We start from the raw sequence: 16,495 nt of genomic DNA on the forward strand, positions 1-16,495 counted from the left end.
TGGGGCCAGACAGCCCCACCGGCAACTTGCCATTTGCCACACTTCAGAGCGTGATTTGGCCATCGAACACATGAGCAACAGGCCCGGTCATATACAGAGGCTGACCATCGCCAGCCCAGCGAATATGCAGATCGCCACCGGGCAGGCTGACGGTCACATTGCTGTCCAGCAAGCCCTGGCGCTGACCGATAGCGACAGCAGCGCAGGCTCCGCTGCCACACGCCTGGGTTTCGCCCGCACCGCGTTCGTAGACCCGCAGGCGGACGGCAGCGCGCGACACTACCTGCATAAAGCCGACATTAACCCGCTCAGGAAAACGTTCATGGCTTTCCAGCAGCGGGCCGAGCGTCTCGACATCCGCCGTATCCACATTATCCACCACGGTCACACAGTGCGGATTGCCCATACTGGCGGCACCGCAGAATACGGTGCTATCTTCCGCGCGCAGTATGTAGGTTTTTTCTTCCTGTTTGGCCTTGAACGGAATTTTTTCCGGCGTGAACTCAGGGATGCCCATGTTGACCGTCACCTGGTTGTCGTTCTCCAGCTGCAGCACCATCTTGCCTGACTTGGTACTGACCGCGATCCGGTACTTATTGGTCAGCCCTTTCATAGAGACAAAGCGGGCAAAACAACGGGCCCCGTTACCGCACTGCGACACTTCGCTGCCATCGGCATTAAAAATGCGATAGTGAAAATCCGTCTCGGGATCATAAGGCGGCTCTACGACCAGAAGCTGATCAAAACCCACCCCGCGATGCCGATCCGCCAGACGCCTGATGGCGTCCGGGGAGAAGAAGATGTTCTGGGTCACACAGTCGACGACCATGAAATCATTGCCCAAACCATGCATCTTAGAAAATTGAAACTGCATCGGCGTTCTCTCGCTTATGGGTTAAGGCAACAGGCTCTCAGACTGCCACAACTGACTCAGTGTTTCACGTTCACGCACCACGTGAGCCTGATCGCCATCTACCATGATTTCCGCCACACGCGGACGGGTGTTGTAGTTGGATGACATCACAAACCCGTAGGCACCGGCAGAACGCACGGCGACCAGATCGCCCTGCTCCAGCTTCAGCAGGCGCTCTTTACCAATGTAGTCGCCGGTTTCACAGATCGGGCCGACAAAGTCGTATTCCAGCGGCTCGCCGTCACGCGGAACAACCGGCACTATCGCCTGCCAGGCATGATACAGGGTCGGGCGGATCAGATCGTTCATGGCGGCATCAACGATGGCGAAGTTTTTGTGCTCAGTATGCTTGAGGTACTCAACACGGGTCACCAGTACACCGGCATTGGCGGCAATCGCACGGCCCGGCTCAAAAATCAGCTCCAGATCCATGTGATTTTCCAGACGCTCCAGCAGTGCTTTCGCGTAATCAGATGGCAGTGGCGGCTGCTCATCATTGTAGGTCACACCCAGACCACCGCCGACATCCAGATGGCGGATCACTATGCCTTCTGCTTTCAGGGTATCAATCAGGGCCAGCAGGCGATCTGTGGCATCAATGAAGGGCGTCAGCTCTGTCAGCTGTGAACCGATATGGCAGTCCATGCCAATCACATTGAGATTCGGCAGGCTGTGTGCCAGACGGTACACTTCCGGGGCACGGTCAAAGGCAATGCCGAACTTGTTGTCACGCAGGCCGGTGGAAATATACGGGTGCGTCTTGGCATCCACATCCGGGTTGATGCGCAGCGACACAGACGCCACTTTGCCCATCTCAGCGGCAACCTGATTCAGGCGCTCCAGCTCAGGCTCTGATTCAACATTAAAACACTTGATGTCCAGTTCAAGCGCCCGGCGCATTTCTGCGGCGGTTTTACCGACACCGGAGAAAACAACTTTCCCGGCATCACCGCCTGCGGCAATAACGCGTTCCAGCTCGCCGACAGAGACAATATCAAACCCTGAACCCAGTCGGGCCAGCACATTCAGTACCCCGAGGTTTGAGTTTGCTTTCACCGCGTAGCAGATCAGATGCGGATGATCAGCTACCGCACTGTCAAACGCACGCCAGTGGCGTTCCAGGGTCGCGCGGGAGTATACATAGAGCGGCGTGCCAAAACGTTCAGCCAGGTCAGTTACTGCGATATCTTCAGCGTAAAGCTGGCCGTCTTGCTGATAATTAAAATAATCCAATGTGGTCTCTTCCCTGTTATGGCCGCGGTTATTCGGTTTGCTCTGTCTGTTCGGTGTCATCGGCTGGCATATACAGCGGACCACTCTGGCCGCAGCCTGCCAATGTCAGTACTGTCAGAATAAATGTTGCTATTAAACCTGTACGCATTTTTAAAGCCAGTGATAATGATTGCAATGCCCTCTATAATCGCACCCACACTAGGAAAAGCAATAGGACTTACAGGATGAACGATACTGAATTTCATAAACTGGCTGATCAGGTACTTATGCATATCGAGGAAGGCATCGATCAGTCCGGCGCAGACATCGAATATGAGACAACAGGCAACGTGCTGACACTGGAGTTTGAAAACCGCAGCCAGATCGTCATCAACCGTCAGGAACCGCTGCATGAAATCTGGGTGGCATCCAAATCAGGCGGCTATCACTTCAAATATAACGACGGGATCTGGCTCTGCACCCGCAGCGGCGAAGAGCTGATTTCACTGATTAAGCGCGAGTGCTCGGTTCACGCGCAAGAAAGTGTCGACTGGTAAAAACAATGCCGGCGCAGCAGATAACACTCTCTGCTGCGCCGGCAATCTGGCACCCAATATGACAAAACAGCTTTAAGACAGACTCATCTGCCCGCCTTTGCCGGCTTCATCCATATTGGCCTGGTTATCGGCCGCCAGCCGACGCTCAGCCTGATACCCGCTCTTGTAAGGTAACACCTGACACTCACCCTCCTGGCCATACACAATATGGTAGAACTGAGGCAGGTTAAAATTGATGAAATTCGAACTGTAACTGAACCTGTCCTGCGCCGAGGTATAAAAACGGTTCACGCCATGGACCATTTCATCCATGTTGCCGCTGCACTGGCGATAAACTTCAATCCGGTTGGTTTCGTCCAGGATATAAATATTGAAACCGTGGTTTTCACAGTCTTCAAAGAAGAACTGGATCAGGCCTTCACTGGCGTAAGCATCGACAATGGACGGCGGATGCGGCTCATCGGTTTTCCCCATCACCACGCTAGCACTGCCCAGCAGCTTATTACTGGAAATACAGCGGTAGAAGTCGACCGAGTTTTCCAGCTTCTGCACCGAGACCCCGCGACGCTCAAAGAACAAACCATGTGTCTGGCTGCCAATGCGGATCGCTTTAAAACGGCGCTGCTTCTCCTGCTGCTCCACCGGCATCAGACGCATCTCAATACACTCGGCCACCAGCTGATACACCAGGTTGCGGATCATCCCGCGCATGTGTTTGCTGTAGCAAAACACATCGACCGATTCGGGCGAAATGGCATCCTGATGCATCTTGCTCAAAATGGTTTTCAGTGCATCCATCATGGCGTTTTCACCCTTGAAGTTCAGGGTACGCACTTCATTCCATGAGTTACGGTAAACCAGATCAACGCTGCCGACCAGACAGGTCTGTTCAGGGCCAAAGCTGAAGATATCGGTATTTTTGAAATCAAACTTCACCGCCCGGCTTTTCATTTCTTCCGTCGGGTCCTGCTCCAGATTGATGAAAATCCCTAACTGGCGGATTTCACACGGGCTGGACAGGGCTTTCAGGCCTGGCTTGGGACGGCGGATCGAAAAGGTATTGCGGATATCGCTCACCATCTGGTACAGCTTGTCGATATCCATGGCCGAATCGCGCACCACAGTGTGCAGGTTGGTCGTTTCGGTCAGCAGGCCGTTGAAATACGCCCAGGCCACCAGTTTGCTCAGGTAGCGGTTATGCTCTAACGACGGCTGGCCCAGAATGGCGTACGGATCCAGCGGCTGCTTGTACAGGTACCAGCCCGCGGTGTTAGTCCGGCCGGCAGGCACCTGAATAAAGGTCAGATCCCCTTCGTGCAAGTCTGGCGACACCTGCGGGTTGAGCAGGGTCACTTTGCCGGGCAGTACCTCAAAGGCCGCATACAGCTTACGGGCCAGAATACTGATATCTTCCGGGCTGATGGACGAGGTAATGTCGTTACGGCGCGCAAACAGGATCAGGTTTCGATAACTGAGCATCAGGGCGTCAAGCAGCTCGTTGTGAGCCCGCTTGACCTGCTCCACCTTCCAGTTGCGGCGGTTATCCAGCTCTTCAATGACCTCACGGGACCATTGCCACTCAGAGGTCAGCTCAGCCAGTACCTCACGACGCCAGGCAACTGAGCCAATACCGGGCTCACGAGTCAGTTTTTCGTGGGTTTTCAGATAGAAACAGCGACGCACCAGATCCAGACGGCGATGATCGTTAATCCGCTCCAGATAACGGGTCACTTTTTCCAGCATCAGGTAGTAGGCATCCATCGCGTAGTGCGACGACTGCTCGGAGAAAAAGCGCCGCTTGCCGTCCACGCTCAGGAGTTGCGTGTGGGGATACTCGCAGGAATAAGCTTCCAGCAAAATGGCTTTCAGCACCGATTTATAGGGAGAGTCGATACTTTTGTACAGATGCCACAGGCTGGAACCGAAATATTCTTCAGCCGGAATGCGGCACAGGCCGCCAAAATCAATCCACTCATCGCGGTTGATATAACCATTGGCCGCCAGATAAGCGACGTAATCGTCATAACACTCTTCCATTTCCGGCGGTACCAGATACCACAGGAAGCGCTGTCCTGCCAAATGCACGGCCGAGCGGTAAAACTCGTCCAGCAACAGCAAATGCTGACTGGAACCACAGTTATCGCCACTCAGGGCTTCCGAACGGTTATGGCGGAAACGGTTATCATCGATCAGGAAAAAGTTGGCTTCCACGCCCTGTGTCTGCGCCCAGCCGGACACGGCTTTACACTTGGTAAGCAGCGCTTCACGCTCATCTAACGGCATACGGGTGCGGATACAAACCCAGATATCCAGATCACTGGTCAGGCTCTGGCCCAGCGACGAGGTGCTGCCCATCGCGTATAAACCCAGAATGTCACCATCCGGTGAGTCATGAAAAAAAGAAGCGGGAAGATCGAAAGCAAAATGCTCACGGATCAGCGTCGACTGACGTGATGTAGGAACAAATGACGCAATACCTTGCGGTACTTCGGCATCCTGGTAGCCAGGCAATGCGGGATGGTTAACATGCAACAGCACAGGCAGCACACTGAACACCTGCTCAGATTGTGCGTTCATGGCAAGACGCGCACGTTCAACCCGACGGTGGTTATGCTTATCCAACCTGCCAATTAAGGTATTAATATAATTTTGCAAATTACTCTTCCAAGAGCTACCAGCATCCAGAGCGGCCCGAATCTTGTCATCGTTAGGGGACTCTGTGAGCCATTCGTGAGCAAAAACGTGATCAATCTAACAGTTTTCAGGCATTCCGTAAAGTCTGCACGGTCAATCAAGCGGAAACCTGCTTCGTGATGCTCAATTCCATTCTGTATCACCACAAAATAGTACAATGACTCGAAATCGCCAGCACCTTGGACTTTGGAAGCCAGATCACACTCAGTAATGTGACATATCTCCCATAAGCGATATCACAGAACCGGACAAATGCGCTTCACCGCACCGGCAACAACATCTACATTACCTTACCCGTATCGGAGTGGTACGATTAGTATATTTAGAGCAATTAGATGGACCCCCAAGCTATGACTGAGATGCCAATCCGGATCGCAACCCGAAAAAGCCCACTCGCCCTATGGCAGGCGGAATATGTTAAGGCCGCACTGGAGCAGGCCCACCCAGGCATTATTGTCGAACTGGTTCCTATGGTCACCAAAGGCGACATCATTCTTGATACCCCGCTGGCCAAAGTGGGTGGTAAAGGTTTGTTTGTCAAAGAGCTGGAACAGGCGATGCTGGAAGGTCGCGCTGATATTGCAGTCCACTCCATGAAAGATGTGCCGGTCGAATTCCCCGACGGTCTGGGACTGGTCACTATCTGTGAGCGTGAAGACCCGCGCGATGCGTTCGTGTCCAATCACTACGCCGATCTGGACGCGCTGCCACAAGGCGCCATAGTTGGCACCTCCAGCCTGCGTCGCCAGTGCCAGCTGCTGGCCAGCCGCCCGGATCTGCAGATTAAAACCCTGCGCGGCAACGTAGCGACCCGTCTGCGGAAATTGGATGAAGGCGAGTACGACGCCATAGTGCTGGCCTGTGCCGGTCTGAAGCGCCTGAAAATGGACGACCGCATCCGCTGTGCCCTTGCCCCTGAAGTCAGCCTGCCGGCTGTCGGCCAGGGCGCCGTAGGCATTGAATGCCGTCTGGACGATACCCGTATCCGCGGCTTGCTGGAGGCCTTAAGTGACACCACCACCACCACCCGCGTTTTATGTGAGCGGGCGATGAACAACCGGCTGGAAGGCGGCTGTCAGGTGCCTATCGGCAGCTATGCTGAACTGGAAGGCGATCAAATCTGGTTACGCGCTCTGGTGGGTGAGCCGGATGGCAGCAAAATTGTCGCCGGTGAAATTCGCGGACCGATTGCGGAGGCGGAAAACCTGGGCACTCAACTGGCCGAAGAGCTGCTCGAACGCGGGGCTCGCGAGATACTGACCCGACTGTACGACGAGGCCGAATGACAGTCCTGATCACCCGACCGGCCCCGCACGGCGAGGCACTGGCACAAGCATTGGCCGCTCAAGGCATCAAGGCACTGGTTCAGCCACTGCTGACCATAGCCCCCGGTGCCGGCCTGCTGACTCTGGGTGATCAGCTCGCCACACTGAAAAAAGGCGATTGTCTTATTGCTGTCAGCCCCCACGCGGTAAAAATGGCACATACTTACCTGACCGAAAAAGAGATTTGCTGGCCCGATAGCCTTCATTATATCGCCGTCGGCCAGCAAACCGCCGCCACACTGGCAAACGCCTGCGGTCAGCATGTCGATGCACCGCAGCAGGAAGACAGTGAGGGGCTGCTGGCCCTGCCAGCACTGATGACACCGGCAGGGCGCAATGTACTGATACTGCGCGGCAACGGCGGCCGCGAACTGATTTTCGAGACACTGGCTGAACGTCAGGCCAATGTTTCCTACTGTGAAACTTATGCCCGACACTGGCTGGCACTCAATGGCGCTGTTTTGAGCCAGCAGTGGCAACAACAGGGTGTGGACTCACTGGTGGTCACCAGTGGTCAGCAACTGGAATACCTGTACCGACTGATGCCGGCGCAGGCAAAGCCATGGCTGATGACATGCCACTTGCTGGTACCCAGCAAGCGAATTGCCCGTCAAGCCAGGGACATTGGCTTTTGCCATATAACGACTGTGGGCAGTGCCAGCAATGCCACACTGCTTGCTACACTAAGTACAACAGGCACAACGGGATAAACGGATGACTGAGAAGAAAACCAATAACGATACCCCTAAGACAGACAAGCAGTCTGATGCCTCTTCCAAGGCCAAGGAAACGCCACACACTGCCGGCACGCCACCCAAGTCGTCTGCCGCCAGCCAGCCTGCTGCCCCCGCCGAGTCAGGCAAAGGCAGCAAAACCGGCTGGGTCGCCATTGCTCTGGTTATCCTGTTGGGTGCTGGCCTGTATTATCACGGCCACCAGCAAAACCGTGACCAGCTGGCACAGGTGAATGCGCTGCAAGCCCAGCTCAATACCCTGAAAAGCGAGCTGGCTAAAAATACCCAGGATGTCAGAAGTGAGGTTGATCAGCGCTTACTCAGCGCCTCAGGCAAGCTGGAGCAGCAGAACAATGACATTAAAGGCCTGCAGCTGGCGATGTCGGAAGTCAAAGGCCGTCGCCCGAATGACTGGTTACTGGCCGAAGCGGATTACCTGACCCGTATGGCGGGGCGCAAACTCTGGCTGGAGCACGATGTGGCCAGTGCCACCGTATTACTGGAAACTGCCGATAACCGCCTTGCCCAGCTCAATGATCCGAGCCTGACGGCACTGCGCAGTGCCATGAACGACGACATTGCCAGCCTCAAAGCCGTGGCCCGTGTTGACCGTGACGGTATCGTATTACGCCTGACCAGCCTGCAGCAGATGGTCGCCAATTTGCCGCTGGCCAACGCGATCGTGCCTGAGTCACTGGAACAGCCACAAAGTGAAACGGTCAGCGAGTCGGTGTCCGACTGGCAGTCCAACCTGATGACTTCCCTGAAGCAGTTCAGCGAACACTTTGTGACTTACCGTAAGCGCGATGGCAATGTCATTCCGCTCTTGTCCCCGGAACAGGATTTCTACCTGCAGGAAAACATCAAATCCAAGCTGGAAACCGCCATTAAAGCTGTGTATCGCGAACAGGGTGAGCTGTACACCCAGTCCCTGACCATGGCCAAAGACTGGGCCAGCCAGTTCTACAACACTGACGATGTTAAAACGCAGAGCTTCATTAAAGGCCTCAATGAGATGGCCGGCCAGAATATTGAAGCCAGCTACCCTGAGCAGCTGAAATCACCCTCGCTGTTAGCGGATCTGGTGAACCAGCGCCTGCGGCAACAAATCGCTCCCATTAAGACTGAGGAGGATCCGGCATGATTAAACTTCTCCTGCTGGTCGCCGCGCTGATTGCCGGCATCGTTGTCGGTCCCATGCTGGCCGGCAACCAGGGCTATGTGCTGATCTCCGCCGCCAACCAGACACTGGAAATGAGCCTGACCACGCTGCTCTTACTGGTTATTGTACTTTTCGGTGCGTTTTTTCTGCTTGAGCATCTGCTGAAGTGGCTGCTGTCACTGAGCAGTGTCACCCGCGGCTGGTTCTCCGGCCGTAAAACCCGCAAAGCACGTGAGCTGACTTCCAGCGGCCTGGTCAAAGTACTGGAAGGTGACTGGAAACAAGCGGAAAAGCTGGTCGTCAAATCGGCGAATCACAGCGAAACCCCGTTACTGAACTATCTTGCCGCAGCGGAAGCCGCGCAGGGACAGGGGCAGTTGCATCAGCGTGACGAATACCTGCGTCTGGCGGCCGAACAGGACAACGACAGCCTGGCGGTAGCACTGACCCGCGCCAGACTGCAGTGCCAGCAGCATCAATATGAAGAAGCTGTCGCCACTCTGCAGGAGATGAAAAGCAGCCATCCGCGTAATCCGCTGTTACTGGAACTGCTGAAGCAATGCTATGTACAGCTGGAAGACTGGCCAGCTCTGCTGGGCCTTATTGCCCCGCTGAAAAAGTACGGCAGCCTGAGCGGCGAGCAGCTGGATAAATTAGAGGAACAGGCCGAGTGCGGCTTGATGGCGCAGATCAGCCTGCACAGTGGCAGTGATGGCCTGATGGGACACTGGAACAGCCTGAGCCGTAAAGCCAAACAGAATCCGGAGCTGGTCGCCTGCTTTGTCCGTGAGATGTGTGCCCGCAACGCCGACAGCGAAGGCTATACCATACTACGCGAAGCACTGCGCAAGAAGGTTGATTCCCGTCTGATCAGCCTGATGCCGACGCTGAAACTGACCGATTATCACCCCGCCATTGTGACACTGCAGGATTTGCTGAAATACGACAGTAACAATGCAGCCACCCACAGTGCGCTGGGACAATTGTATCTGCGTGACGGTAAAGCCAAAGAAGCCCGCACGCACCTTGAGCGGGCAATTGAACTGCACCCGACTGTCGCTGATTACGGCTACCTGGTCGAGGTACTGGAAACCCTGAACGATAAAGCTGCCGCGGCCCGCTTATCAAAAGAAGGCTTAACCCTGGCCCTGCCGGCCAAAATCTGACCTGACAGACATACCTGTTACCAAATGTAAAAAAGCGCCGTAACAGGCGCTTTTTTGTTCTATTTAACATTGCATTAACGAGATTTAATCCGCTTTTGTATCCATCTGTTAATAGCCATTTCATCATATATATTTGCTATTGATGGAAGTATTTAAAAACTATTCAATGTGGCCTCTTTTAGCGCTATAGATGGAAGTAAGGCTATGCTCCCTTGGTTAATTGTTTCTGGCATTATTGTTGCGGTAATCACTTGCCTGATGACAGCTGTGCTGATTAAAGAATCCTGATTGATTCAGTTCCCCCTGAAACCAAGAAGCCTCCGTTAACGGAGGCTTCTTTTATTTACCGGGCTGCAGGCAATGATCAGGCACTGGCTTTATAGATCAGCTTGTCGAATTTTCGCTGTATCTGCTCAGATTTCTTCCGGTACTTTTCCGCCTTCTTCAGGTACTTGTCGGTTTTCTTGAGGCGTTTACGTTTCTTTTTAGCCAGCTTGCGCAGCTTCTTATCCAGTTTCTTGACCGACACGCTCAGCAAACCCACCGGCACCCCCACCATGGCACCGCTTTCCAATCGCTCACCCACAGGCGGCAACGCCGGCTCCTGACCTGAGACAGGCGACGGGGCCATCACAGATGCCGCAGTGACCGATGGGATCGTCGCTGGCACCCTCTTCTGGCCCTGCACGGGTAAGCGACCCGGTTTGCAGAGAGAAGATTTACCATTGGCGACCCTGGCACAGCTACGGCAAAAATACTGGGGCGCACTCACCAACTCAGCAATTGACGCAATCTTCTCGCTGATCTCTGAACGACGGTACTTGCACAATGACCTGGACATTTCGGCTTTCTCCAACCTGCAACAGCCAACAGCCGTCAGCGGCTACTTCATAGCCGCTTTGACATACACATCAAAGCGGTTCTTCTTGGTATTGATCACGGTTGACGGCGATTGACCATCCAACCAGGGGGCATAGTCAGGACGCTTGACCACTACACGTTTGTTCGCCAATGTCAGCGCCGGCGTCAACAGCTGATCGGCATCCATATCAGCACCGACCAGACTCTGGAACACGCGCATTTCTTTCTTTACCAGAGCCGATTTCTTTTTGTGGGGAAACATAGGATCTAAATACACCACATCCGGTAACACATAGTCAGGATCTGCCGCCAATCCAGTGAGCGCATCCTGGCTGGTAGCATGTAACAGGCTCATACGTTCACTCACCCAGCCGCCGATTTCCGCATCGGCGCAAGCGCGGCGCAAACCGTCTTCCAGCAATGCCGCCACCACAGGATGGCGCTCAACCATCTGTACCCGGCAACCCAGAGATGCCAGCACAAACGCATCACGGCCCAGCCCCGCCGTGGCATCCAGTACAGTCGGTGTGACACCGCTTTTCAGGCCCACGGCTTTGGCGATAGCCTGACCACGCCCGCCGCCAAACTTGCGTCTGTGCGCGGCGGCGCCACCGGCCAGATCGACAAAAACCGCCCCTAGCTTGGGTTCATCCTGCTTGAGCAATTCCAGACGCTCTGCCGTCAAAGACAGCGCAAACTGCGCTTGAGCATTATGCTCCAGTCCCCAACGGGCAGCCAGTTCAGCCAGCTCGGCGTGACGTTCAGGTTGCTCACAAAGTAAAGCGATTTGCACGGGTGTCTCCGCAAAACAATGTCCGCCCGGCACGGGGCTGGCAGACAGGAATCCATATATTGTGGCGGATTATACCCAATCGGGATCGGTTATTGGTCTACTTTTTGACAAGGAAGACAAGCGGCAACAAGGCAGCGGATAAAGTAGCACTCCCCTTGAACACGCGATACCAACTATCAAGAGGGATTTACAGGATCGTCTCTGCTGCTGAAGAAAGGGTTAAACTCTCCACCAGCCGGGCCAAAGGCATAGGTTTACCAAATTGGTAACCCTGCGCATAATCCACCCCCAGCAGCTCCAGACGCCGCAAAATGGCTTCGTTTTCGACAAACTCAGCAACTGTCTGCTTACCCATTTTCTTGGCCAGATCGTTAATGGCTTTCACCATGGCAAAATCGACTTCATCATCGGCAATGTCACGGACGAACATACCGTCAATTTTGATCAGATCAACGGGCAGGCGTTTCAGGTAACCAAAGGATGACAGACCGGCGCCGAAATCATCCAGCGAAATCAGGCACCCCAGCGCTTTCAGCTGAGTGAATAACTCAATGGCTTCACTCATGTTGCCGATCGCGGCGGTTTCGGTAATTTCCAGACACAGCTTACTGGCCGGCACACTGGATTGGCTAATACGCGCCAGCAGAAAATCGACAAAATCAGGATTGCCCATCGACTGTCCGGACAGGTTAACCGAACACAGCTTGAGCGACGCAACGGCTTCCGGGTGTGCTTCCAGCCAAAGGAGAACCGCGTTAACCACATACCGGTCGATCAGATGTGCCAGGTTGTAGCGTTCAGCTGCTGGCATAAACAGCCCGGGCGGTACCATTGCCCCGTCGCTGCTGCGCATCCGGATCAGAATTTCATAGTGATGACCGGCGGACGCCGTTGCCAGCGGTGCAATCGCCTGAGCATAGAGTTCAAACCGCTGTTCATCAAGCGCACGCCGGATATGGTTGACGTACGCCATTTCCCGCTCGCGCCGTTGCAATTCTTCATCATCCGGACGGTACAAATGCAGGCGGTTGCGGCCTTCATCTTTGGCGGCATAACACGCCGTATCGGCCTGGGCATGCACCTGCTGAGGGGAACCGGCAGTATCATCAATCAACCGGATGCCGATCGAGGCACTCAGGCTGAAACGGGTGTTCTGCCAGTAGAACTCGCTTTCTTCCAGCAGATGCAGGATTTCCGCGCCCAGACGCAGCGCTCCTTCCACTTCACAGTGGCTGAGAATGATGGCAAATTCATCGCCGCCCAGCCGTGCCAGCGTCGCCTTATGCGGCATAATCCCCCGCAGCAGCCAGGCCACTTGCTTGAGCGCTTCATCGCCGGCTTCGTGGCCTGCCGTATCATTAATGACTTTAAACTGATCGAGATCCAGATAGAGCATGGCATGACGGGCACCTTTGTCTCTGGCTTCGGATAACGACACGTCAAGCTGGCGCTCGAAATAGCTGCGGTTGAACAAACTGGTCAGGTAGTCATGATTTGCCTGGTATTCGAGTTTGGCTTCCAGCTCGCGGGTACTGGTAATGTCTTCACCGACCAGCAGCAACTGATGCTGAGATACGGAAGATCGTATGGTTTCCCGAATCCAGACCGCTTTGCCGCTGGCACTGGTATAGCGCAGCTGGCGCCGCCAGACGTTCTGGTCATCTTTGCCCTGATGGGCCGAAATAAAATGCTGGGGGATCTCTTCATCGTCCAGGTAAAAGTCGGTCACTTTATGGCCCAGCATTTCCCGCTTGCTGTAGCCCAGTAACTCAGTGGCAAACTGATTCACAGACTGAATGCGGCCGTGCTGATTGATCGCCAGCAAGATCACCGGCTGCTGTTCGTAGAGCAGGCGGTAGCTGATTTCCCGTTCCCGCAGTTTTTCTTCCATATGATGGCGGGAAGTCACATCCCGGGCTTCAAGCAGTAACTGCCCCTCGACACCGTCAGTATGGGGCAGGGGTTTGATGGAGATATCCAGTATCCGCGTGCCGTCTTCACTGCTGTTGATACCGGTTTCAAATCTCACCAGCTGGCTGCTGGTCGCCGAAAGGAAAGACTGTTTTAGCTGCTCTGTGCTGGTCCGCTCCCAGCAGCCCCAGTCCCAGAATGGGCGGTCATATTTGATCACTGAGCGGCCGAGCAAATCCTGCAGCGCCAGATTGGCCGATTGCAGCTGACCGCTCGGGTGCAAGATGGCAATGAACTGGAAACTCTGGTCAAACACCCCTTCGAACATTGTCCGGCTTTGGGTCAGTTTTCTTTCACTGCGCCGCAGGCGCCGGATAATCACAATCAGCAGCAGGATCACCGAGAGCATCACCGCCAGCACCAGACTGAACAGCCTGACCTGACCGGCGTACTTGTCAAACCAGCTCAGCGGCCGGTTCACCAGCGACACCTGCTCCTTGTCCACAGTCACATTCCAGCGTTGCATGGCCGGGTAATTAAACATTACCTGGCGGGGACTGTTCCGGAACACTGGATAATGAGTATTCGTATCGTTCAGCACCTGCTTTAACAACTGCCCCAGTATCATGCCCTGATCGTAACCGCGGCTGACCACCCCACCCAGTGCGCCGTCCTCCAACAGAAAACGGTAGGACACATACACAGGCACGCTGGCCTTGCGGGTCAGGGTCTGCATCAGCTCACGGCCCGACATATACACCCCGTTACCATCAACAAAATAACTGAGGAAAATAATCGCAGAATCAGGCGGTAACTGGCCGACTACCTCAAACAAGTCGGCAAACGACTGCGGACTGAGATAGGTGTAATCCAACTCAGGATGCTGGCTGAGATAGCGCTGGGCATCCTGCCAGAGCTCACGCCCGGTTGCGGTGTGATCGGTAATAAAATAATACTGCCGGACATCGGGCTGAATGGTCTGAATTAAATTAATATTGGCCGACACATCATTGGCTTCCAGTACACCACCAATCCGGGTCAGATTGGCATGCTTGGCGGGCTTGTAGGTATTGATGCCCGACATCAGCACAGGCGTCGGGCCGATTTCATCTGACAGCTGATTGACCAGCCACAAGGCGTTATCGTCGGTCACCAGGATGGCATCAAACTTTTCACTGCTGAGTTTGGCACGGTATACATCCACCAGCTGATCCAGATACCAGGGCGACTGGTAGCGTTTGCTGTCCATATAATCGACCTGCAGACGCACCGATTCAGAACGCAGGGCGGCTTCCAGCCCAGCCTGTTGGGCATCCGTCCATTGCATACCTTGATGATAGGAATGAATCACCAGCACATTAGCTTCAGCCAGCGCCAATCTGGGTATGACAAGTACCAGTAGCAAGAGAACTAAGCGCATGAAGAGACAGTGATATCCTTTATTTATGCCGTGATTGTGATCCGATCCTAATCCGTGCGTCATGAGTCGAGCCAGTATATGATGCAGTAGTTGCGAACTACCACGGAAAGATGCCATGACCCCGCTACCTCGTCTTGATGATTTAGACCGAGATATTCTGAATGCCCTGATGCACGATGCCCGGATCCCGTATGCCGAAATGGCCAAGCGCTTCAATGTCAGCCCGGCCACCGTCCATGTCCGTGTCGAAAAAATGCGCGCCGCCAACATCATTACTGGAACTGAAGTGATTATCAACCCTAAGCTTCTGGGATATGACGTCTGCTGCTTTATTGGTATCAATCTGAATGCGGCCAGAGATTATCATTCCGCTCTGGCAAAACTCAATGAACTCGACGAAGTGGTGGAAGCCTACTACACCACAGGGGCCTACAATATATTCGTCAAGCTGATGTGCCGCTCGATTGAAGAGCTGCAGTATGTGCTCATTGACAAGCTCCAGGCCATTGATGAAGTGCAATCGACAGAAACCCTGATCTCGCTGCAAAACCCGATCAATCGCAACGTTAAGCCCTGATCATCAGGCAAGAAAAAAGCGAGCCGGGCTCGCTTTTCTGAGGCGTTTACTTTCTGTCGGCCACACTGGCCTGACGTTCTGCAGCTTCCGCCGCCAGCCATTCGGCCACCGACTTGGCAAAGTAAGTCAGAATACCGTCAGCACCGGCACGCTTGAAGCACAGCAGAGATTCCATCACGGTTTCTTTTTCTTTCAGCCAGCCATTCTGGATCGCCGCCATGTGCATGGCATACTCCCCTGAGACCTGATAGGCAAACGTCGGCACCTGCAGTTCTGTCTTCACCCGACGCACCACATCCAGATAAGGCATACCTGGTTTCACCATCACCATGTCCGCTCCTTCCTGCACATCCATCGCCACTTCATGCAATGCTTCATCGATGTTGGCCGGATCCATCTGGTAGGTTTTCTTATCGCCGCCTTTGAGGTTGCTCGCCGAGCCGACCGCATCACGAAACGGGCCGTAATAGTTAGACGCGTACTTGGCTGAATACGCCATGATTTGAGTATGGATATAGCCGGCTTCTTCTAACGCTTCGCGGATGGCGCCGATACGGCCATCCATCATATCAGACGGTGCCACGACGTCCGCACCGGCTTCAGCGTGTGACAAGGCCTGCTTGACCAGTACTTGCGTCGTTTCATCGTTGATCACATAGCCGTTGTCATCAATGATGCCGTCCTGACCGTGGGTGGTGAACGGGTCCAGTGCCACATCCGTGATCACTCCCATCTGGGGTACATGCTCTTTCAGCAGACGCACCGCGCGCTGTACCAGGCCTTCAGGGTTATAGGCCTCGGCGGCGCAAACACTCTTGAAGTCCTGCGACACCACAGGGAACAAGGCAATGGCCGGCACACCCAGCTTGGACAGGTACTCAGCTTCCAGCAGCATCAGATCAATTGACAGACGCTCCACACCCGGCATGGATTCCACCGGCTCACGGCGGTTTTTACCCAGCAGGATAAACATGGGATAGATCAGGTCGTTTACTGAAATCTGATTTTCTGCCGTCAGTCGGCGGCTGAAATCTTGCTTGCGCACACGGCGCATACGACGGGCCGGAAATGCCCCCTGAATAGATACAGACACTGCTCACTCCTTGTTGGTTATGCGGCAACGCGTACCGCAGTCAATCACAGTTGCGCTTCATATTATCATCGAACAAA

At 54.4% G+C, this 16,495-nt stretch carries 14 protein-coding genes; 6 read left to right on the forward strand and 8 right to left on the reverse strand.

Annotated elements, in window-relative coordinates; genetic code table 11:
• Window positions 1–43: 43 nt before the first annotated feature.
• The 3 genes from dapF to Q4491_RS14035 are packed head-to-tail and all read right to left on the reverse strand — an operon-like array spanning window position 44 to window position 2,294.
• Window positions 44–874, reverse strand: coding sequence for a diaminopimelate epimerase (dapF, locus tag Q4491_RS14025; protein ID WP_303458271.1), 831 nt, complete (start codon window positions 872–874; stop codon window positions 44–46).
• 21 nt (window positions 875–895) lie between these two features.
• Complete coding sequence (gene lysA, locus Q4491_RS14030; protein ID WP_303458274.1) at window positions 896–2,146, reverse strand: diaminopimelate decarboxylase; 1,251 nt, start codon at window positions 2,144–2,146, stop codon at window positions 896–898.
• A gap of 28 nt (window positions 2,147–2,174) precedes the next feature.
• Window positions 2,175–2,294, reverse strand: a complete 120-nt coding sequence (locus Q4491_RS14035; protein WP_192017403.1) for a lipoprotein — start codon at window positions 2,292–2,294, stop codon at window positions 2,175–2,177.
• Between the two features lie 76 nt (window positions 2,295–2,370).
• On the opposite strand from Q4491_RS14035, the gene cyaY reads away from it, so the two are divergent.
• On the forward strand, window positions 2,371–2,682 hold the full coding sequence (gene cyaY, locus Q4491_RS14040) for an iron donor protein CyaY (RefSeq protein ID WP_192017402.1): 312 nt from the start codon (window positions 2,371–2,373) through the stop codon (window positions 2,680–2,682).
• A 72-nt stretch (window positions 2,683–2,754) separates the two neighbouring features.
• Here cyaY and Q4491_RS14045 read toward each other — a convergent pair whose 3' ends face one another.
• Entirely contained in the window at window positions 2,755–5,337 is a 2,583-nt protein-coding gene (locus tag Q4491_RS14045; protein WP_192017401.1) for a class I adenylate cyclase, read from the reverse strand.
• A gap of 389 nt (window positions 5,338–5,726) precedes the next feature.
• On the opposite strand from Q4491_RS14045, the gene hemC reads away from it, so the two are divergent.
• The 4 genes from hemC to Q4491_RS14065 are packed head-to-tail and all read left to right on the forward strand — an operon-like array spanning window position 5,727 to window position 9,763.
• Window positions 5,727–6,662 carry a hydroxymethylbilane synthase gene (gene hemC, locus Q4491_RS14050; protein ID WP_237795788.1) on the forward strand — a complete coding sequence of 312 codons (936 nt, stop codon included), beginning with the start codon at window positions 5,727–5,729 and terminating at the stop codon, window positions 6,660–6,662.
• Window positions 6,659–7,411, forward strand: coding sequence for a uroporphyrinogen-III synthase (locus tag Q4491_RS14055; protein ID WP_192017399.1), 753 nt, complete (start codon window positions 6,659–6,661; stop codon window positions 7,409–7,411). The genes hemC and Q4491_RS14055 overlap by 4 nt, the downstream gene beginning before the upstream one ends.
• A 4-nt stretch (window positions 7,412–7,415) precedes the next feature.
• On the forward strand, window positions 7,416–8,579 hold the full coding sequence (locus Q4491_RS14060) for a uroporphyrinogen-III C-methyltransferase (protein WP_303458279.1): 1,164 nt from the start codon (window positions 7,416–7,418) through the stop codon (window positions 8,577–8,579).
• A complete protein-coding gene (locus tag Q4491_RS14065; RefSeq protein WP_303458281.1) occupies window positions 8,576–9,763 on the forward strand; it encodes a heme biosynthesis protein HemY in 1,188 nt (395 codons plus the stop codon). Before Q4491_RS14060 ends, Q4491_RS14065 begins: the two co-directional genes overlap by 4 nt.
• A gap of 364 nt (window positions 9,764–10,127) precedes the next feature.
• On the opposite strand, the gene Q4491_RS14070 is transcribed toward Q4491_RS14065, so the two are convergent.
• From Q4491_RS14070 to Q4491_RS14080, 3 genes are all read right to left on the reverse strand, one after another.
• Complete coding sequence (locus tag Q4491_RS14070; protein WP_192017396.1) at window positions 10,128–10,604, reverse strand: hypothetical protein; 477 nt, start codon at window positions 10,602–10,604, stop codon at window positions 10,128–10,130.
• A gap of 42 nt (window positions 10,605–10,646) precedes the next feature.
• A complete protein-coding gene (locus tag Q4491_RS14075; RefSeq protein WP_218386308.1) occupies window positions 10,647–11,417 on the reverse strand; it encodes a class I SAM-dependent methyltransferase in 771 nt (256 codons plus the stop codon).
• A 187-nt stretch (window positions 11,418–11,604) separates the two neighbouring features.
• Entirely contained in the window at window positions 11,605–14,748 is a 3,144-nt protein-coding gene (locus Q4491_RS14080) for an EAL domain-containing protein (protein ID WP_303458283.1), read from the reverse strand.
• Window positions 14,749–14,863: 115 nt separating this feature from the next.
• Here Q4491_RS14080 and asnC point away from each other — a divergent pair, with 115 nt between their 5' ends.
• Entirely contained in the window at window positions 14,864–15,325 is a 462-nt protein-coding gene (gene asnC, locus Q4491_RS14085; RefSeq protein ID WP_027251479.1) for a transcriptional regulator AsnC, read from the forward strand.
• A 46-nt stretch (window positions 15,326–15,371) separates the two neighbouring features.
• Here the strand turns inward: asnC and hemB are convergent, their stop codons facing one another.
• Window positions 15,372–16,418 (reverse strand): porphobilinogen synthase, encoded by a 1,047-nt coding sequence (gene hemB / locus Q4491_RS14090; protein WP_192017393.1) that lies wholly within the window; start codon window positions 16,416–16,418, stop codon window positions 15,372–15,374.
• Window positions 16,419–16,495 lie beyond the last annotated feature (77 nt).

Source organism: Photobacterium sp. 2_MG-2023, from assembly GCF_030547675.1.
Taxonomy (GTDB): Bacteria; Pseudomonadota; Gammaproteobacteria; order Enterobacterales; family Vibrionaceae; genus Photobacterium; species Photobacterium arenosum.